Source organism: Pseudonocardia sp. D17, assembly GCF_036984265.1.
Taxonomy (GTDB): Bacteria; Actinomycetota; Actinomycetes; order Mycobacteriales; family Pseudonocardiaceae; genus Pseudonocardia; species Pseudonocardia benzenivorans.
The window spans coordinates 15,385-33,818 of record NZ_BPRG01000047.1 but is presented as its reverse complement, the minus strand read 5'-3'; the positions used below and the strand labels follow the sequence as shown (position 1 = coordinate 33,818).

The 18,434-nt window shown below is 74.5% G+C and carries 16 protein-coding genes; 9 read left to right on the top strand and 7 right to left on the bottom strand.

The window, feature by feature from the left end:
* The first annotated feature begins 35 nt into the window (after positions 1-35).
* Entirely contained in the window at positions 36-869 is an 834-nt protein-coding gene (locus PSD17_RS09515) for a fumarylacetoacetate hydrolase family protein (protein WP_013676059.1), read from the top strand.
* Complete coding sequence (locus PSD17_RS09510; protein WP_013676058.1) at positions 866-1,588, top strand: maleylpyruvate isomerase family mycothiol-dependent enzyme; 723 nt, start codon at positions 866-868, stop codon at positions 1,586-1,588. The genes PSD17_RS09515 and PSD17_RS09510 overlap by 4 nt, the downstream gene beginning before the upstream one ends.
* A gap of 150 nt (positions 1,589-1,738) precedes the next feature.
* Here PSD17_RS09510 and PSD17_RS09505 read toward each other — a convergent pair whose 3' ends face one another.
* Together PSD17_RS09505 and PSD17_RS09500 are read right to left on the bottom strand one after the other, a co-directional pair.
* Entirely contained in the window at positions 1,739-2,464 is a 726-nt protein-coding gene (locus PSD17_RS09505) for a hypothetical protein (RefSeq protein WP_013676057.1), read from the bottom strand.
* Between the two features lie 5 nt (positions 2,465-2,469).
* A complete protein-coding gene (locus tag PSD17_RS09500; RefSeq protein WP_013676056.1) occupies positions 2,470-2,631 on the bottom strand; it encodes a hypothetical protein in 162 nt (53 codons plus the stop codon).
* A 376-nt stretch (positions 2,632-3,007) separates the two neighbouring features.
* On the opposite strand from PSD17_RS09500, the gene PSD17_RS09495 reads away from it, so the two are divergent.
* Entirely contained in the window at positions 3,008-4,429 is a 1,422-nt protein-coding gene (locus PSD17_RS09495) for an RNB domain-containing ribonuclease (RefSeq protein ID WP_339122405.1), read from the top strand.
* 4 nt (positions 4,430-4,433) lie between these two features.
* Here the strand turns inward: PSD17_RS09495 and PSD17_RS09490 are convergent, their stop codons facing one another.
* A complete protein-coding gene (locus PSD17_RS09490; protein WP_339122404.1) occupies positions 4,434-5,051 on the bottom strand; it encodes a nitroreductase family protein in 618 nt (205 codons plus the stop codon).
* Between the two features lie 341 nt (positions 5,052-5,392).
* Here PSD17_RS09490 and PSD17_RS09485 point away from each other — a divergent pair, with 341 nt between their 5' ends.
* Positions 5,393-6,523, top strand: a complete 1,131-nt coding sequence (locus PSD17_RS09485) for a glutamate-cysteine ligase family protein (RefSeq protein WP_339122403.1) — start codon at positions 5,393-5,395, stop codon at positions 6,521-6,523.
* 60 nt (positions 6,524-6,583) lie between these two features.
* Here the strand turns inward: PSD17_RS09485 and panB are convergent, their stop codons facing one another.
* Positions 6,584-7,462, bottom strand: coding sequence for a 3-methyl-2-oxobutanoate hydroxymethyltransferase (gene panB / locus PSD17_RS09480; RefSeq protein WP_339122402.1), 879 nt, complete (start codon positions 7,460-7,462; stop codon positions 6,584-6,586).
* Positions 7,463-7,628: 166 nt separating this feature from the next.
* On the opposite strand from panB, the gene PSD17_RS09475 reads away from it, so the two are divergent.
* The 4 genes from PSD17_RS09475 to PSD17_RS09460 all read left to right on the top strand — a co-directional run bounded on the left by PSD17_RS09475 (position 7,629) and on the right by PSD17_RS09460 (position 14,897).
* Positions 7,629-9,284, top strand: a complete 1,656-nt coding sequence (locus tag PSD17_RS09475; RefSeq protein WP_445261001.1) for an alpha/beta hydrolase — start codon at positions 7,629-7,631, stop codon at positions 9,282-9,284.
* Between the two features lie 88 nt (positions 9,285-9,372).
* Positions 9,373-10,716, top strand: coding sequence for a glutamine synthetase family protein (locus PSD17_RS09470; RefSeq protein ID WP_013676050.1), 1,344 nt, complete (start codon positions 9,373-9,375; stop codon positions 10,714-10,716).
* Positions 10,717-10,755: 39 nt separating this feature from the next.
* Positions 10,756-11,868, top strand: a complete 1,113-nt coding sequence (locus PSD17_RS09465) for a GNAT family N-acetyltransferase (protein WP_339122400.1) — start codon at positions 10,756-10,758, stop codon at positions 11,866-11,868.
* Positions 11,869-11,870: 2 nt separating this feature from the next.
* Positions 11,871-14,897, top strand: a complete 3,027-nt coding sequence (locus PSD17_RS09460; protein ID WP_013676048.1) for a bifunctional [glutamine synthetase] adenylyltransferase/[glutamine synthetase]-adenylyl-L-tyrosine phosphorylase — start codon at positions 11,871-11,873, stop codon at positions 14,895-14,897.
* Positions 14,898-14,909: 12 nt separating this feature from the next.
* Here the strand turns inward: PSD17_RS09460 and PSD17_RS09455 are convergent, their stop codons facing one another.
* Positions 14,910-16,079, bottom strand: coding sequence for a DUF5685 family protein (locus tag PSD17_RS09455; protein WP_339122399.1), 1,170 nt, complete (start codon positions 16,077-16,079; stop codon positions 14,910-14,912).
* Positions 16,080-16,176: 97 nt separating this feature from the next.
* Between PSD17_RS09455 and PSD17_RS09450 the strand changes: the two genes are divergently transcribed.
* A complete protein-coding gene (locus tag PSD17_RS09450; protein ID WP_339122398.1) occupies positions 16,177-16,833 on the top strand; it encodes a LysE family translocator in 657 nt (218 codons plus the stop codon).
* Between the two features lie 48 nt (positions 16,834-16,881).
* Here the strand turns inward: PSD17_RS09450 and PSD17_RS09445 are convergent, their stop codons facing one another.
* Both PSD17_RS09445 and PSD17_RS09440 read right to left on the bottom strand, forming a co-directional pair.
* A complete protein-coding gene (locus PSD17_RS09445; RefSeq protein ID WP_013676045.1) occupies positions 16,882-17,781 on the bottom strand; it encodes an amino acid ABC transporter permease in 900 nt (299 codons plus the stop codon).
* Positions 17,778-18,425, bottom strand: a complete 648-nt coding sequence (locus tag PSD17_RS09440) for an amino acid ABC transporter permease (protein WP_013676044.1) — start codon at positions 18,423-18,425, stop codon at positions 17,778-17,780. The genes PSD17_RS09445 and PSD17_RS09440 overlap by 4 nt, the downstream gene beginning before the upstream one ends.
* Between the last annotated feature and the right edge of the window lie 9 nt (positions 18,426-18,434).

The window sequence follows — 18,434 nt, the reverse complement described above, 5'->3', positions numbered from 1 at the left end:
GGAGACTGCCGGGCGTCCCGCACCGAGGAGGAACGATGAGACTGGCCACCATCCGCACCGCGACGGGGACCCGCGCGGTCCGCGTCGACGACAGCGTTGCGGTGGAGACCGGGGACGCCGACGTGCGCGCCCTGCTGGAGCACCCGGACTGGGCGCAGCGCGCCGCCGCGGCGGCCGGTCCGTCCCACCCGCTCGCGGAGCTCGACTACGCGCCGCTGGTGCCGAGCCCCGAGAAGATCATCTGTGCCGGTCTGAACTACCGCGACCACGTCCTCGAGATGGGCAACGAGCTGCCCGAGTACCCGACGCTGTTCGCGAAGTACGCCCCGGCACTCGTCGGCGCGTACGACGACGTCGTGCTGCCCGCGGTGTCCGAGCAGGTCGACTGGGAGTGCGAGCTCACCGTCGTCATCGGCTCGCCGGTCCGCCACGCCGACGACGCGCAGGCCGCGGCGGCCATCGCCGGCTACACCGTGATGAACGACGTCAGCGTCCGCGACTACCAGCGCCGCACCCCGGAGTTCCTGCAGGGCAAGACGTTCGAGAAGAGCACGCCGCTCGGCCCGTGGCTCGTCACGCCCGACGAGCTGCCGGCGGGCGGCTGGCGGATCACGACCGAGCTCGACGGCGAGACCGTCCAGTCGTCGACCACCGACCAGCTCGTGTTCGGCGCCGTCGACCTGGTGCGCTATCTCTCCGCGATCATCACCCTGAACCCGGGCGACATCATCGCGACGGGCACCCCGGGAGGGGTCGGCGCCGCCCGCACCCCGCAGCGCTGGCTCGCCGACGGCACCGTCATGGTCACCACGGTCGAGGGTGTCGGCCGGCTGCGCAACGTCTGCCGCAAGGAGACGATCCCGTCGTGACCCCGCCGGTCGAGGTGTCCCGCGCCTGGGCCGCCGACGGGGCCGCGCACCTGCGTGGCCTGATGACCCGGCTCGGCGACGACGCGTTCGCCGCCCCGTCCGCGCTCCCCGGCTGGACCCGCGCGCACGTCCTGACCCACGTGGCGCGCAACGCCGACGCGATGATCAACCTGCTGACGTGGGCGCGGACCGGCGTCGAGACCCCGGCCTACGCCGACGACGCGCAGCGCGCGGCCGACATCGAGGCGGGCGCCCGGCGTACCCCCGCCGAGATCCGGGCCGACGTCGAGGAGACCTCGGACCGGCTGGCGAAGGTCGCCAAGGCGATGCCGGCGCAGGCCTGGTCGGCGACGGTCCGCAACCGGCAGGGCGTCGCCATCCCGGCGGCGGAGGTGCTCTGGATGCGCGCCACGGAGATGTGGGTGCATGCCGTCGACCTCGACGCCGGGGCCTCGTTCGCCGACATGCCGCTGCCGATGGCCGTCGAACTGCTCGACCGGCTGGTCCGTGACATGGCCGGCCGCCCGGGCGTGCCGTCGATGCGGCTGGTCGCCGACGACGACGCTCGCGAGTGGACGGTCGGTGACGGGTCCGGTGAGGTCGTCGAGGTGCACGGCCCGGTCACCGAGCTCGTGTCCTGGCTGTGCGGCCGCGGCTGCAGCCGCCGGGTGCGCACGGGCGACGGCTCCCGGCCGCCGCAGCTGCCGGCCTGGCGCTAGCCGGCCGGCCCGGCGCGCCGTGGCGCCCCCGGGGGGACGGGCGCGGGCCGTGCACGCCCGGGAAGGTCGGCCCCGGGGCGTCGGCGGGAACGACGACGGCCCGCCGCGACCCCGACGGCGTCGGGGCCACGACGGGCCGTCGTCGTGAGCTCAGCCGGCCTCGCCACCTCCCGGTCGCTCGTCCTCACCCGCGCGGGTCAGCTCGTCGATCCGCCGCTGCATCTCGTCGAGCCGGGCCTGCATGAGGGCGAGCTCCGCGCCCAGCACGACGACGGCGCCCGCGGCCGACTCGGAACCGACCAACGTCCCGAGCGGTGAGACACCCGCCGCGGCGGCCTCGGTCGTGACCGTGACCGTGCCACCGCTGAGCCTGCCGAAACCGTCCCCCGTGAGGACGGGACGGTCGCCGGCACACGTCGCGCACACCGGGACCAGCTTGCGCCAGCCCAGGCTCCCCGTCCCGGAGTCGGCGAGCACCGACGCCGAGCGACCGCACTCGCACCGGCCGAGCTCGACGGAGCGCACCCGCTGGCGCGAGTAGCGCAGGCCGCGTTCGTACCGGCGGTACCGGCCCGAGACCGCGACCTCGAGCAGGACGGCCCCCCGGTAGTCGGGCTCGCACGCGAGGTCGCGTGCGGGGCCGGCGTCGTTGAAACAGTAGAACCCGCAGTCGCACCAGCGGGACGGGCAGCTGTGCCGGGATCCGTGGACGCAGATGGCGTCGTCGATCGCGCGGTAGACGTGCGCGCGGCCGAGCGTCACCCCGCTGAAGCCGGTCGCCGAGCCGTCTGCCGACAGCATCGGGTAGGCCAGCTTGAACCCCGGGAGCGGCTTGTCCGACTGTTCGCGCGGGACGCGAGCGGCCGGCCAGACCATTCCGATCAGACCCCGGCGTGCTCGGCGCGCACCTCGGCCCGCTCCTCGGTGGTCGCGGCCACCTCGACGCGGGTGTTCTCGGGCTCGGTGCGCGGCTCGGGCGTGGCCATCGGCTCGGCGTCGAGGTCGACGGCGACGCCTTCGGCCAGCTTGCGACCCAGCTTCATGTTCCCTCCTGAGACCAGAACGATATTGCTTCGTGACCTCAATCTGGACCCGTGGCGGCCGCTTGTCCAGTCGGGACGGCGACGGGTTCCGGCGGGCCCGGACAGGGCGCCCACCTGGGAACCTTTCGTCGCGGGGGGCGGCCGCGCGCGGGTGCGTCCGGACCTGGACGCCGAGCAAGGGTCGATGATGATCTCGTCGCCGTTGCGCCGCAGGGCGAGCCGCCATCGGCGGCCCGCCGCCGGGCCGGGGGCGCGCCGTCGCGGCCCCGCCATGACGTTCGCGACGTCCACCGCTGCGGCACCGCCGGGTGATCAGCGACACGCCGGGACGGGCCCCCGCGCACCACGCCGAGGTGGGTCGTGACACGCTCGCGCCGTGCCCGACGACGGCCCGAGCCGCCCCGCGACGGTTCCCGACTTCGACGCCGTGCGTGCCGAGTTCGCGCTGCCGGCAGAGTTCCCCGCCGACGTGCTCGCCGAGGCCGCGCGCGCCGCCGCGGTGGCGACGGCCCGGACCGGCGGGCGTCGCGACGCGACCGACGTCGACCTGGTGACGATCGACCCACCCGGCTCGAAGGACCTGGACCAGGCGGTCGGCATCCGCGCCCGCCGCGGCGGCTACCGGGTGCACTACGCGATCGCCGACCTCGCCGCCGTCGTCGTCCCCGGTGGTCCGCTCGACGTCGAGGTCCGCCGCCGCGGCCAGACGATGTACCTGCCCGACGGCTCGGTGCCGTTGCACCCTCCGGTGCTCTCGGAGGGCGCGGCCAGCCTGCTGCCCGACGGCCCGCGCCCCGCGGTGCTGTGGACCATCGACCTCGACGACGCGGGCGAGACGGTGGACATCTCCGTCGAGCGTGCGCTCGTCCGTTCGCGGGGCCGGCTCGACTACGGGGGCGTGCAGGCCGACCTCGACGCCGGTCGTCCGTTGCCCGACGCGATCGCGCTGCTGCCCGCGGTCGGCAGGTTGCGCCGCGAGCTCGCGGTCGCCCGCGGGGCCGTCGAGCTGGAGCTGCCCGAGCAGGAGGTCGTGCCCGACGGCGCGGGTGGCTGGACCGTGCGGGCCCGCCAGCGCGTCGACCTCGACGGCTGGAACGCCGAGATCTCGCTGCTGACGGGCACGTCGGCCGCCACATTGATGCTGGGCGCGGGGGTGGGTGTGCTGCGCACGCTGCCCGCGCCCGACCCCGACGCGGTCGCCCGGCTGCGGGCGCTGGCCGCGGCGCTGGGCGTCGGCTGGCCCGCCGACGTCACCCCCGCCCGGTTCCTCGCCGGCCTGCCGCTGGACACCCCGCGCGCGCTGGCGCTGCGCCGGGCGGCGACGTCTCTGTTGCGCGGCGCCGGCTACGCCGTGTTCGACGGACCTGCCGCACCGCCGCCCGTCGACCCCGGCCACGGCGGCATCGGGGCCCCCTACGCGCACGTGACCGCGCCGCTGCGCCGGCTCGTCGACCGCTTCGGCACCGAGATCTGCCTCGCGGTCGCGGCGGGGGAGGACCCTGCCGACTGGGTCCGCGAGGCGCTGCCGACGCTGCCGTCGCTGATGGCCGCGTCGGACACGGTGGCGGGCAAGGTCGACCGGGCCTGCGTCGACCGCACCGAGGCGGTGCTGTTCGCCGACCGGATCGGGCAGGAGGTCGAGGTGATCGTCCTGCGCGACGAGCCGGGGGAGGTCTACCTGCCGCAGCCGCCGGTGCTCGCCCGGTGCCGCGGTCCGCTCTCCGCCGGAGACCGGGTACTGGCCAGGGTCGCGGTGGCCGACCCGGCGACCGGGACGGTCGAGTTCGCCGTGGGGTGATCCGTCAGGTGAGCCAGGTGATCGCGGGCTCGGTCGGGGTGCGCGGCGCCTGCTGCCGCACCGGCGTCCCGAGGTAGATCCAGCCGGTGACGTCCTCGTGCGCGGCGAGGCCGAGGTGCGCCCGCACCTTGGGGGCCTCGCCGAACCAGCCGGTGCGCCAGATCGCGCCGTAGCCGAGCGCGTCGGCCGCGAGCACGACGCCGTGCGCCACGCAGACCGCGGAGGCACGCTGCTCCCACGCCGGGACCTTCGGGTGCGGCTGCGGCGCCGCGACGACCACCACGATCGTCGGCGCGCGGTGTGCCTTGGCGCGCACCCGGTCGAGCTCGTCCAGGGTGGCCGCCGGGTCGCGCTCGGCGTGCGCGTCCGCCAGCGCGTCGCCGAGTGCGGTGCGCGCGGCCGCGTCGACGACGATGAACCGCCACGGCCGCAGTCGCCCGTGGTCGGGCGCGGAGACCGCCGCCTCCAGCATCGCGCGCAGCTCGTCGTGGTCGGGGCCGGGCAGGGTGAGGCCGGGGCAGGAGCGACGCTCCCGCAGCGCCGCCAGCACGTCGCTGGCGTCGCGGGCGAGCGTCGCGCGCGGCCCGGCGGCGCGGCTCTCGCGGATGTCGGCTCTCGTCACGTCGTGTGCTCCGGGTGCGTCGGCGGAAATGTCGTGATCGTCCTGTTCCGCAGTGGGTGTGGCGGGTGCGCCGTCGGTGGCGTACGACGGCCGCTCCAGCGGCGGGGGCGACGCGCGATGCCCGGGGTCGTCGGCATCGTGGCTGCTCCGGCGTCCGGACTGGTGGTCCGGGAGTAGCGCGGGTCCCCGTCGATGACCGTAAGGCTACCCTTATCCGGCGGTTTCCGCGTCACTCCTGCGCATGGTCGTCGGCCGAGCACGGAGTGTCATCACTTTCGTCCCAACAGCCCCATTGGTCCCACCGGTCACACGTGCCGGTGGCTGTCGTCGAGGAGTTCCGGGTGGCCCTGTCCCCGTCCGTGCGGTCGTTCCGCTACGGGATCGAGCACGAGTGCGCACTGCTGCGCATCGACGGCACGCTCGCCGACTTCACCGATCTCGCCTTCGACGAGGCCCAGGCGCTCGTCGACGCCCTCCCCGAGGACCCCGCGGACCTCGCCGACCTGCGGGTCGGGGACCTCGGGATCAAGCGCAAGCGCTGGTACGTCGAGGGTTTCGAGCGCTTCGACGACGACGGCGGCCTCGTCCGCTGCGACCCCAAGGGCATCGAGATCCGCACCCGCATCCACGACTCGGTCGACGCCGCCGTCGAGGCACTGCGCGCCGACCAGGCCGCGCTCGACACCGTCGCGGCCGCCGCGGGCTTCTCGACGATCGCCGTCGGGTTCAACCCGCTGCGCTCGTCGTACCCGGTCGAGCCGCCCTACAACGCGTGGGAGGTCCGGCACCGCACCGGCTCGCCCGAGGAGCGCACCGCGCACCTGCACATGGTCACCTACGGGCCCGACCTCAACCTGTCCTGCTCGGGGATGGGCGAGGACGAGCTGATCGACGTCGGCGCCAAGCTCACCTACTACAGCCCGTGGCTCGTGCCGCTGTCGTTCTCCTCGCCGTTCCGCGACGGCGTCGCGTGGGGCGGGCTCTCGGCACGGACGGCCGTCCGGACCGGGGCGCGGCCCGCCGCGATGGTGTTCCTCGACGGCGCGGGCCGGCTGCTCGACACCGACCCGTCGCTCACCCAGCCGGCGCGGCTGCCCGCCGAGGTGGGGCGCATCGAGTTCAAGGCCTTCGACGCCTGCCCCGACCCGGGCCTCTACGGCGAACTGCTGAGCCTGCTCACCGGGCTGGTGCTGGACACGACGCTCGAGGGCCGCGCCCTCGTGCCCGACCCCGACGCCCACCGGCGCAGCGCGGTGGGCGGGCTCGCGGACCCCTGGGTCGCGGAGGGGACGGCCGCGCTGCTCGCCGCGGCACGGGCCGCGCTCGTGGGTCGCGACGCCGACCTCGCGCGGGTCGGCCGGCTGGCGGAGCGGGCCGCGGCGGGGGAGTGTCCCGCCGTCGGGATGCTGGCCCGCTTCGCCGCCGGCGAGCCGGTCGCGGGGCTGCGCGCACCGGTCGCGCAGCGCTGCTGAGTCCCCACGACGGGTCGTGAGCGGCGATGGTCGCTCCGGCGACCATCGCCGCTCACGGCGTCAGTAGGAGTGCTCGGCGTCGGGGTACTCGCCGCCGCGGACCTCGGCCGCGTAGGCCTTGGCCGCGTCGAGCAGGATCGAGCCCAGGTCCGCGTAGGGCTTGACGAAGCGCGGCTTGCGGCCGCGGTTCATGCCCGCCATGTCCGACCAGACCAGGACCTGCGCGTCGCAGTCGGGGCCCGCCCCGATGCCGACGGTCGGGATCCGCAGCTCGCCCGTCACCCGCTTCGCGACGTCGGCCGGGACCATCTCCAGCACGACCGCGAACGCCCCGGCCTCCTGCAGCGCCAGCGCGTCCTCGATCAGCCGGTCGCCCGCGTCGCCGCGGCCCTGGATGCGGAAGCCGCCGAGGGCGTGCTCGTGCTGCGGGGTGAACCCGATGTGCGCCATGACGGGGATGCCCGATCCGGCCAGCGCCTCGACGTGCGGGGCGAACCGGGCACCGCCCTCGAGCTTGACGGCGTGCGCCCCGCCCTCCTTCATGAAGCGGATGCCGGTCTCCAGGCCCTGGGCGGGGGAGACCTGGTAGCTGCCGAACGGCAGGTCGGCGACGACGAGCGCGTTCGGCGCCCCGCCCACGACGGCCTTGACCAGCGGCATCAGCTCGTCGACGGTCACCGGGATGGTGTTGTCGTAGCCGAAGACGTTGTTGCCGGCCGAGTCGCCGACCAGCAGGACCGGGATGCCCGCCTCGTCGAAGATCTCGGCGGCATAGCGGTCGTAGGCGGTGAGCATCGGCCAGCGCTCGCCGCGCTGCTTCATCTCCGCCAGGTGGTGGATCCGCGTGCGCTTGGGGCGGGCCGTGGTGCGGTAGGGCGCGTGCTCCTCGGCGCGGGGGCCGGGGGTGTTCTCGGCAGGGGTGTGCGCGGCAGCAGACATCGTCGTCCGTCCTCCCTCGAGGCCCGCTGCGCGGGTCCCCGGGTCGTCAGGGGCTGAGGACCGAAGCGTGACACCGAGGGCGGTTCCGGCGCAGCCGACGGCGACCCAGCTCACACGGTGACCTGCGCCCCGCCCGCCGGACGGCGCCGCGGCACGCGGCCACCCGATGGAGCGGCGGTGCGGCGCGGCGGGCGAGGTGGGCCGCTGGCATGCTGGCGCGGTGACGTTCCCCGCGCCGTCCCGGGCGCTCCGCACGACACTCGTCGTCCTCGCGGCGCTGCTCACCGCGGCGCTGACGACGGCCTGCACGACGACGGCGAGCGGCACCGGCGCGGCGCAGGGCGCGGCGGCGGGCAGCGATCCCGCGCTCGCGAAGTACTACGACCAGACGCTCTCGTGGGGGCCCTGCGCCCCGTTCGCGGAGTCCGATGCCGACCGCAAGGCCTTCGCGGCCCCGGACCTGGACTGCGCGCGGCTGCAGGTGCCGTTGGACTACGCGCAGCCCGGCGGGCGGACCGCCGAGATCGCCGTCCTGCGGCACCGCGCCACCGACCAGGCCGCCCGGATCGGCTCGCTGCTGGTCAACCCCGGCGGGCCCGGCGGCTCGGGCATCAGCTTCGCGGCCACCCTCGCCGGCGGCGCCGGCACGCCCAGGGCCATCCTGTCGCGGTTCGACCTCGTCGGGTTCGACCCGCGCGGCGTCGGCGCGAGCACCCCCACGATCGACTGCCTCGACGACAAGCAGAACGACGCCGAGCGCGCGGACGACGACACCGACCCCTCGCCCGCGGGCGTCGCGCGCACCGAGGCCGAGAACAAGGCGTTCGTGCAGGGCTGCGTCTCGAAGACCGGGGTCGACGTGCTGGCGAACGTCGGGACGCGCGACGTCGTCAAGGACATGGACGTGCTGCGCGCGGTGCTGGGCGACGACAAGCTCACCTACGCGGGCTTCTCCTACGGCACCCGGATCGGCTCGACCTACGCCGAGGCGTTCCCGCAGAACGTCAGGGCACTGGTGCTCGACGGCGCGCTCGACCCGGAGCAGACGACCATCGACCGCACCGTCGACCAGAACGAAGGTTTCCAGGACGCGTTCGACGCGTTCGCCCGGTGGTGCGCCGCGCAGCCGACGCCGTGCCCGCTCGGCGAGGACCCGGCGCAGGCCACCGCGGCGTTCCAGAAGCTGGTGCGGCCCCTGATCGACAAGCCGGTGCCCGCGGGCGGCGGGCGGGTGCTCGGCTGGAACGACGCCCAGACCGGAGTGTCACAGGCGCTCTACATCTCCGCCGCCTACCCGATCCTGGCGCGTGGGATCGCCGAGCTCGCGCTGGGCAGCGGCTCGATCCTGCTCAGGCTCGCGGACCTGTACTACGACCGCGACGCGTCCGGGCACTACTCGAACATGCTCGAGGCCTTCACCGCGATCAGCTGCGTCGACGAGCAGCAGATCACCGACCGCGCGCAGATCGACGAGCAGAACCGCCGCGTCGACGAGGTCGCCCCGTTCCGCAGCACCGGCCTCGGCCCGGTCGACGCGCTGGACCCGTGTGCGTTCTGGCCGGTCAAGCCGACGAGCCAGCCGCACGTGCCGCACGTGAGCGGGCTGCCGCCGACCGTCGTCGTCTCGGTCACGGGCGACCCGGCCACACCGTACGAGGCGGGCGTCGACCTCGCGAAGGCCCTCGGCGGGCGGCTGATCAAGGTCGACGGCAACCAGCACACGGCGTCGCTGCAGGGCAACGCGTGCGTCGACGGTGCGGTCGCGGCCTACCTGACCGACCTGACGTTGCCCCCGGACGGCCTCGAGTGCAGGCTGTCGTGACCGCGCAGCCACCACGGCTGCGTGATGTCGTCGGGAGCGACCGGCGACGAAACATTCCCGTAACAGCCCATTCCTAGGCTCGGTGACCATGGATCGTCAGCAGGAGTTCGTGCTCCGAACGCTCGAGGAACGCGACATCCGCTTCGTGCGGCTGTGGTTCACCGACGTGCTCGGCTACCTCAAGTCGGTGGCCGTGGCTCCGGCGGAGCTGGAGGGCGCGTTCGCCGAGGGCATCGGTTTCGACGGCTCCGCGATCGAGGGCTTCGCCCGGATCTACGAGTCGGACATGGTGGCCCGGCCCGATCCCTCGACGTTCCAGGTGCTGCCGTGGGAGACCCCGGGCGGCGAGCACTACTCGGCGCGGATGTTCTGCGACATCGCGATGCCCGACGGCTCGCCGTCGTGGGCGGACCCGCGGCACGTGCTGCGCCGTGCACTGTCGAAGGCGGGCGAGGCCGGCTTCACCTGCTACGTCCATCCCGAGATCGAGTTCTACCTGCTGCGCGACCTGCCGGCCGACGGCTCGCCGCCCACCGCGGCCGACAACGGCGGCTACTTCGACCAGGCCAGCCACGACGTCGCGCCGCACTTCCGGCGCAACGCGATCGAGACGCTGGAGTCGATGGGCATCTCCGTCGAGTTCAGCCACCACGAGGGCGGTCCCGGCCAGCAGGAGATCGACCTGCGCTACGCCGACGCGTTGACGATGGCCGACAACATCATGACGTTCCGCTACGTCGTGAAGGAGGTCGCGATCACGCAGGGCGTGCGGGCCTCGTTCATGCCCAAGCCGTTCTCGGACCACCCGGGCTCGGCGATGCACACCCACTTCTCGCTGTTCGAGGGCGACCGCAACGCGTTCCACGACCCGGACGACCCCTACGAGCTGTCCGAGACGGGCAAGGCGTTCGTCGCCGGGGTGCTGCGGCACGCCCGCGAGATGAGCGCGGTGACCAACCAGTTCGTCAACTCCTACAAGCGGCTCATCACCGGCGGCGAGGCCCCGACGGCGGTGTCGTGGGGGCACGCGAACCGGTCGGCGCTGGTCCGGGTGCCGATGTACTCCCCGGGCAAGCAGTCCACGCGGCGGGTGGAGATCCGCACCCTCGACAGCGCCTGCAACCCGTACCTGGCGTTCGCGGTGATACTCGGCGCCGGGTTGCGGGGTGTGCAGAAGGGCTACGAGCTGCAGGCCGCCACCGAGGACGACGTCTGGTCGCTGACCGAGACCGAGCGCCGTGCCATGGGCTACGAGACGCTGCCGCAGAACCTCACGGAGGCGCTGTCGGCGATGGAGCACTCGGAGCTGGTCGCGGAGGTGCTCGGGGAGCACGTCTTCGACTTCTTCCTGCGCAACAAGCGTCAGGAGTGGGACGGCTACCGCCGCCAGGTCACGCCCTACGAGCTGGCGACCTACCTGCCGATCCTCTAATCGCTGGCGTCGGCCGCCCCGCCCGGACAGGGTGGGGCGGTGGACGTGAGGCGCTACGACACCGACCCGGCCGGGCTCGCCGCGTGGCACGAGCTCGCACTGCCCGTGCTCGCGGCCGACCCGGTCGTCAACACGTTCGCGCTGACGGCACTGGCCGAGCGCGCCCGGTCCGGTGCCGGGCCGGCGCCCGCGACACTCGCCACGGTGCACGACGACGGCGGCGCGACGGTCGCGGCGGCGCTGCGGTTCGCCGGCCACGGCCTCCAGGTCTCCGCGCTGCCCGCGGGCGCCGCGGACGCCCTCGCGGCCGAGCTGGCGGCCGACGAGCCCCTGTGGCGGCGCGGCGCATTCGGACCCGTCGAGCGGGTGGCGGCGCTGGTGCGGGCGCGGGTCGGGGGTACGGGCGAGATCCCGGTGACCGACATCGAGATGCGGCTGTGGACCCTGGGGACGCTCGTCGTCCCGAGGGGTGTCGCCGGGACGGCAAGGGCGGCGACCGACGCCGACGGACCGCTGCTGGCGCGGTGGTTCCGCGGTTTCGTCGCCGACGTCGCGACCGACCACCCGGGCCGGCCGGTCCCCGTCCCCGTCCCCGTCCCGGGTCCCGACGGCCCCGACACCGCCGGGCCCGACGACCCCGGCCAGGACCGCGCCGCCCCGGGGCACGCCCCCGGCACGGTTCCCGACCCCGGCCCGGACCCCGGCACCGCCCCCGGCCACGACCGTGGCGGGTCCGCACCCGGGCCGGGGGACGGCGGTCCCGATCCCGCCCGGTTCGTCGCCGACGAGCGGGCCGCCGGGCGCGACCCGGTCGTCTGGGAGGTCGACGGGACACCCGTCGCGTTCGGCGTGACGAGGCTCCCCGCGGCCGGGGTCGCGCGGATCGGCCCCGTCTACACCCCGCCCGAGCACCGCAACCACGGCTACGCCCCGGCGGTCACGGCCGCCTGCGTGCGGCGGGCCCTCGCCGCGGGGGCGCGCGAGGTCGTGCTGTTCACCGACGTCGCCGCCGACGTCCCCAACCGCATCTACGCGCGCATCGGGTTCGTCCCGGGCGGACTGCACCGGGAGGTCCGCTTCGAGCCGGCCCCGGACCGCACGCCACACGCCGCACCCACCCACGACCGGACGCGGATAGGGCAGGATCGGTGACCGTGGTGGATCGCAGCGGTGGCACGTCGCTGGCGAGGCTCGGGCTCGTCGAGCCGTGGGCGGAACCGACGCTCGAGAAGCTCGGCTGGTGGGCGGACGAGAACCCCGCGCCCGGCGCCGAGGAGATCATGTGGGCGCTGGCCCGCAGCCCCGACCCGCACCTCGCGCTGCGCACCGTCGAACGCCTCGCCGACGCCGCGCCGCAGTGGTCGACGATCGACACCGAGCTGCGCGCCGACATCGGCCTGCGTGCGCGGCTGTTCGCGCTGACGGGGTCGTCCACGGCTCTGGGCGACCATCTCGTCACCCATCCGGACCGCTGGGCCCTGCTGGCCGACGGTCCCGACCGCAACGACCCGCCGCCGGACCTCGCGCGGCGCACCGCCAACCTGTTGCGCGCGGTCGGTGCCGACCCGGATGCGCCCCTCGCGGGCGCGCCGGGCGGCTCGGTCGCGACGCTGACGGGCGCCGAGGCCGTCGCCGCGCTGCGGACGGCCTACCGCGACGAGCTGCTCGGCCTCGCCGCGGCCGACCTCGCCGCGGTCGGCGACGCGTCGCTGCCGGTGATGGAGGTCGACGACGTCGCCTGCCAGCTCGCCGACCTCGCGCTCGCGGCGCTGCGGGCCTGTCTCGCCGTCGCGGTCGCCGAGTTCGACCCCGGCCCGGACGCCCGGTTCACCGTCATCGCGATGGGTAAGACCGGCGGCTGCGAGCTCAACTACGTCTCCGACGTCGACGTCGTGTTCGTCGCCGAGCCCGCCGACCAGACCGCCACGCGCATCGCGAGCCGGATGATGCGTGTAGCCGGTGAGGCCTGCTTCGAGGTCGACGCCAACCTGCGCCCCGAGGGCCGTCAGGGCGCGCTCGTGCGCACGCTGGAGGGTCACGAGTCCTACTACCGGCGCTGGGCCAAGACGTGGGAGTTCCAGGCGCTGCTCAAGGCCCGGCCCGCGGCCGGCGACCCGCAGCTGGGGCAGGCCTACCTCGACACGGTCTCGCCCATGGTGTGGAAGGCCGCCGAGCGCGACGACTTCGTCCCCGACGTGCAGGCGATGCGCCGCCGGGTCGAGGAGCACGTCCGCCCCGACCACGCCGAGCGGGAGCTGAAGCTGGGCCGCGGCGGGCTGCGCGACGTCGAGTTCGCGGTGCAGCTGCTGCAGCTCGTCCACGGCCGCACCGACGAGGAGATCCGCTCGCCGTCGACGCTGACGGCGCTGGAGGCGCTCGCCCGGCGTGGCTACATCGGCCGTGACGACGGCGCGAACCTCGCCGCGTCGTACCGGTTCCTGCGGCTGCTCGAGCACCGGCTGCAGCTGCAGCGGATGCGGCGCACCCACCTGCTGCCCGCCGAGGACGACGTCGAGGCGCTGCGCTGGCTCGCCCGGGCGGCCCGGCTGCGCCACGACGGCCGTCGCGACGTCGTCGGTGTGCTGCTCGACGAGTGGCATCGCAACGCGCGCCGGGTGCGGCGGCTGCACGAGAAGCTGTTCTACCGGCCACTGCTGGAGTCGGTGTCGCGGCTGCCCGCCGACGCGGTCCGGATGTCCGCCGAGGCGGCCACGGCCCGGCTCGCCGCGCTGGGCTGGGCGTCGCCCGAAGGGGCGCTGAACCACCTGCGCGCCTTGACCAGCGGGGTGTCGCGGGCCGCGCAGATCCAGCACACGCTGCTGCCGGTGCTGCTGGAGGACCTCGCCGACAGCCCCGATCCCGACCGCGGGCTGCTGTCGTACCGGAAGGTCTCCGAGGCGCTCGCGCAGACGCCGTGGTACCTGCGACTGCTGCGCGACGAGGGCGCGGTCGCCCAGCGGCTCATGCGGCTGCTGGGTACGTCGTTGCTGGTCCCGGACCTGCTGGTCCGGGCCCCGGAGGTGCTGCGGCTGTTGGCGAGCCCCACCGCGGGCCGGCCCGACGAGCTCACCCGCGACCCGGCCGACGTCGCCGCGTCGCTGCGCACCACCGTCGGGCGCCAGCTGGGGATGACCTCGGCCGTCGGCACCGCGCGCTCGCTGCGCCGCCACGAGCTGCTGCGGGTGGCGTGCGCCGACCTGCTCGGGCTGCTGTCGGTCGAGGCGGTGTGCGAGGCACTGTCGTCGGTGTGGTGCGCGGTGCTGGCCGCGACCCTCGACGCCGCGGTCAAGGAACGGTCGGCCGAGGGCCCGGCGCCCGCGCGGCTGGCCGTCATCGGCATGGGCCGGCTCGGCGGGGCGGAGCTGGGCTACGGCAGCGACGCCGACGTGCTGTTCGTGTGCGACCCGGTCGAGGGGGTCGACGACTCCGCCGCCGTGCGGTGGGCGACGCAGGTCGTCGAGTCGGTGCGCCGGGGTCTCGGCTCGCCCAGCCCGGACCCGGCGCTCGTCGTCGACGCGGACCTGCGACCGGAGGGCCGGCAGGGCCCGCTCGTGCGCACACTGCGGTCCTATCGCGAGTACTACGCCCGCTGGGCCGAGGTGTGGGAGGCCCAGGCGCTGCTGCGGGCCCGGCCAATCGCCGGTGACGCCGACCTCGGGAAGCGGTTCGTGGAGCTCGTCGACCCCATCCGGTACCCGGCCGACGGGCTGCCCGCGGCGTCGGTCACCGAGATCCGGCGGATCAAGGCCCGGGTCGACGTCGAGCGGCTGCCGCGCGGCGCCGATCGCAGCACCCACACCAAGCTCGGTCTCGGCGGGCTCGCCGACGTCGAGTGGACCGCGCAGCTGCTGCAGCTGCAGCACGCGGGCGACCTGCCCGAGCTGCGCACGACGTCGACGCTCGAGGCGCTGCGCGAGGCCGCGCACGCCGGGCTGCTCACCGACGACGACGTCGCGGCGCTCACCGCGGGATGGACGATCGCCACGCGGGCCCGTAACGCCGTCATGCTGGTGAAGGGCAAGCCGGGCGACCAGCTGCCGCGGTCCGGACGTGAGCTCGCGGCCGTCGCGAGCGCGCTCGGCTACCCGCCGGGTGGCGACCCGGGCGTGTTCCTCGACGACTACCGACGCACCACGCGGCGGTCCCGGGCCGTCGTCGAGCGGGTCTTCTACGGCGGCTGAGCGCGGCGACGGTCAGCAGTTGCAGTCGCAGCAGTCGCAGCCGTCGCAACAGTCGCAGCAGTCGGGGCACCCGTCGCAGCAGTCGCAGAACCCGCAGTCGTTGTTGGCGCACAGGCCTAGGCGTCGCTGCCCGCTCCACGGTCCCGGGAACTCGTCGGCGCAGCAGAGCTGGCAGGTGCAGCACAGCCCGATCGCCGCGGCACAACCGCCGAGGAGCCCGCGGCGGTTGCCGAAGCGGCCGCCGGCCGTGTCGCCGGCCGGGTCACGGTGCTTCGTCAGGTCGACCTTCTCCGGGGCCGTCTCCGGGTCGGTCTTCCCGGGCCCACCCGCGTGCGCGAAGGCGTGGCCGACGGCGCGCTCCAGCTCGTGCACCAGCAGCCGGTGCACCAGCCGCGGACGCTCCCAGTCGACGTCGGCCAGCGCGAGCCGCACGCCCAGCGTCGCGTCGTCGGCGAGCCGGCGGGCGGTGACGAGGTCGGTCCCGGTGGCCGTCAACGGGTTCCAGGCGCCCGCCACGTCATCGGCGCGCCGGTCGGCGACGGCGTCGAGCAGGTGCGCGAGGCGGCCGAAGAGCCGGCCCGCCTCGGCGAGCGGCGCGACGTTCCCGGGGCGCCCGGCGAGCACGGCCGTGTGGGCGAACGCGGCGGCGGTCGCGGTCTCGGTCGGCTCGGTCGCGGCCAGCAGACCTGCGACACCGCTGCCGGCCGACAGCTCGGCCGCGGGCTGACGGGCGACCGCGTCGAGCAGGACGCCCGCGTCGAACCCCAGCGCCGCGGACCCGCTGCGCGCCTGGCCCGCCCACCGTCGCGACAGTGCCTGTGCGGCCGCGGCGACGGGACGCCGCGACATCGCGCCGTCGCCGTCGGCGGCGTGGTCGGCGAGCTTGGCCGACGCCAGCACCAGCGACACCGCGGCCGCGAGCCGGGCACCCTCCCCGGTGGCCACGCCCGCGGTGCGGAACCCGCGCAGCGGGCAGGGCCCCGCGCGGCGCCGTCGCGGCGCGGCGGGGGTCTGGGCGTCGACCAGCACCGAGACGACGAGCCCGTCGTAGTTGGTGACGGTCCGCGCCAGCTGGCCGTGCTCGTCGCGCAACGCCAGGCAGAGCCCGCAGAGATGGCCCGTCCAGTCGGCCTTCAACCCGCCGGGGAGCGTGTGCCGGCAGGGCCGGAGGATCCCGAACACGCGGCGAAGCATAAGCGGGACCGATCACCCGAAGCGGACGTCGCGCCCAGCGGCAACTCCCTCGCGCCGGACGTCGGAGCCGGGTTACCGTCCGTCCGTGCCGACCCTGGGGAACTCCCTCGCGTTCATGCTGGGCGCGCTCGTCCTGGTCGTGATACCGGGGCCGAGCGTGCTGTTCATCGTCGGCCGCGCCCTCGCGCACGGCCGCCGTGTCGCGCTGCTGTCCGTGGCGGGCAACGCCACCGGGGTCGCGGTGCTCGTCGTCGCCGTCGCGTTCGGGGCCGGCGAGATCGCCGAGCGGTCCGTGATCGCCTACACCGCCCTCAAGCTCGCGGGCGCGGCGTACCTGATCTACCTGGGCGTGCGGACGTGGCTCGCGCGCGGCGACGTGCTGGCCGAGGTGACCGGCACCGGCGCGGACGTTGGGGAGGACGTCAGGGCCGCGCGGCGGCGAGTGTTCCTGCAGGGCGGGCTCGTCGGGATCACCAACCCGAAGGCGATCGTGCTGCTCGCCGCCGTGCTGCCGCAGTTCACCGACCCCGCCGCGGGCAGCGCGGCCACGCAGATGCTGGTGCTCGGCATGACGTTCGTCGCGCTGGCCGCGGTGTGCGACAGCGTGTGGGGCCTCGTCGCGGGCGCCGCCCGCAGCTGGCTCGCGACCTCACCCACGCGGATGCGCCGCCTCGGTGGCACGGGCGGAGTCCTGATGATCCTGATGGGCGCCGGGCTGGCGATCAGCGGCCGCAAGGACTAGGTAGGGGGCGGCCGGCGATCCGTCAGGCACCCCCTTGGCCGCCGACGCTCAGCCCCCGACCTGGGCGCCACCGCCCTGGGCCTGTGCGGCGGCGACCTTCTCCTCCTCGCGGACGATCTCGGTGGGGTCGGCCCCGCCCGGCCGCCGGCGGCGGCTGCGCTTCTCGAGCAGCTGTGCCAGGCCGGACAGCAGCAGGCACATCAGGATGTACAGCACGGCGATGACGATGGCGACCTGCAGGATCGGTGCGCCCAGCTGACCCTGGCTGCCCAGGTAACGGGCCTGGTAGAGCAGCTCGGGGTACAGGATGATGAACCCGAGCGCGGTGTCCTTGAGCACCACCACGAGCTGGCTGACGATCGTCGGCAGCATGGCGCGCAACGACTGCGGCAGCAGGACGTTCGTCATGACCTGGGTCTTGCGCAGGCCGAGCGCGTAGGCCGCCTCGCTCTGCCCGCGGGGCAGCGCCCGCACGCCGGCCCGGAAGACCTCGGCGAGCACGGAGCCGTTGTAGAGCATCAGGCCCAGCACGAGCGACCAGTACGTCGACAGGTTGAGCCCGAGGGTCTGGGACACGCCGAAGTACAGGATGAAGATCAGGATCAGCAGCGGGACCGCGCGGAAGAACTCCACGATCGCCGTCGACGGCCCGCGCAGCCAGGCGTGGTCGGACATCCGGCCGGCCGCGAAGATCGCGCCGAACACCAGCGAGAGCACGGCCGCGACGCCGAACGCGCTGAGCGTGTTGAGCAGCGCATCGACGATCAGCAGCTGGATGGCCCGGAACTGCAGCCATTCCCACAGCCGTGGTTCGAACTGCCCGGTCGCGGCCAGCCGGTACACGACGAACCCGATGATGCCGAGCACGACGAGCGTGCCGATCACGCCGATCAGGCCGTTGCGGACCCGCGCGCGCGGACCGGGGACGTCGTAGAGGACCGAGGTCATGTCGCCACGCTCCAGCGGCGGTCGAGGTTGCGCTGTAGCAGTGTCAGCGGCACGACGAGGATCAGGAAGCCCAGCGCGATCCACAGGAGCCCGACGAGGACGTTGTAGCCGTTCTCCGACAGCTCCTGGTAGATGCCGCCCGCCTGGAACACCGAGAAGCCCGAGGCGATCGTGGTGTTCTTGAGCAGGGCGATCTGGACGTTGGTCAGCGGCGGGACGACGGCGCGGACCGCCTGCGGCATGACGATCGTCGTCAGGGTCTGGTTGAACCCGAAGCCGAGCGCCCGGGAGGCCTCGGCCTGGCCCACCGGGACGGTGTTGATGCCCGACCGGAGCACCTCGCACACGAACGCCGCCGTGTAGAGGATCAGCCCGATGCAGGCCCGGGTGAAGAACGAGAGGTCGACGATCTCGAGGCGTGGGTAGGCGAACGCGAAGAAGAACAACACCAGCGTGAGCGGGGTGTTGCGGATCAGGTTCACGTAGAGCATGCCGAACGTGCGCAGGATCGGCACCGGGCTGACCCGCATGGCCGCGACGATCGCACCCAGGACCAGCGACCCCACGGCGGCGACCAGGAACAGCTCGATCGTGCCGAGGAAGGCACGACCGTAGAGGTCCAGGTTGTCGAGCAGGACGTTCATCGACATCGG

What these genes read in the sequence shown, in the direction of transcription:
- PSD17_RS09445 (WP_013676045.1), bottom strand. Translation starts at nt 17,781, where the DNA reads ATGACCTCGGTCCTCTACGACGTCCCCGGTCCGCGCGCGCGGGTCCGC.
- PSD17_RS09500 (WP_013676056.1), bottom strand. Translation starts at nt 2,631, where the DNA reads ATGAAGCTGGGTCGCAAGCTGGCCGAAGGCGTCGCCGTCGACCTCGAC.
- panB (WP_339122402.1), bottom strand. Translation starts at nt 7,462, where the DNA reads ATGTCTGCTGCCGCGCACACCCCTGCCGAGAACACCCCCGGCCCCCGC.
- PSD17_RS09470 (WP_013676050.1), top strand. Translation starts at nt 9,373, where the DNA reads ATGGATCGTCAGCAGGAGTTCGTGCTCCGAACGCTCGAGGAACGCGAC.
- PSD17_RS09515 (WP_013676059.1), top strand. Translation starts at nt 36, where the DNA reads ATGAGACTGGCCACCATCCGCACCGCGACGGGGACCCGCGCGGTCCGC.
- PSD17_RS09505 (WP_013676057.1), bottom strand. Translation starts at nt 2,464, where the DNA reads ATGGTCTGGCCGGCCGCTCGCGTCCCGCGCGAACAGTCGGACAAGCCG.
- PSD17_RS09440 (WP_013676044.1), bottom strand. Translation starts at nt 18,425, where the DNA reads ATGAACGTCCTGCTCGACAACCTGGACCTCTACGGTCGTGCCTTCCTC.
- PSD17_RS09475 (WP_445261001.1), top strand. Translation starts at nt 7,629, where the DNA reads ATGGAGCGGCGGTGCGGCGCGGCGGGCGAGGTGGGCCGCTGGCATGCT.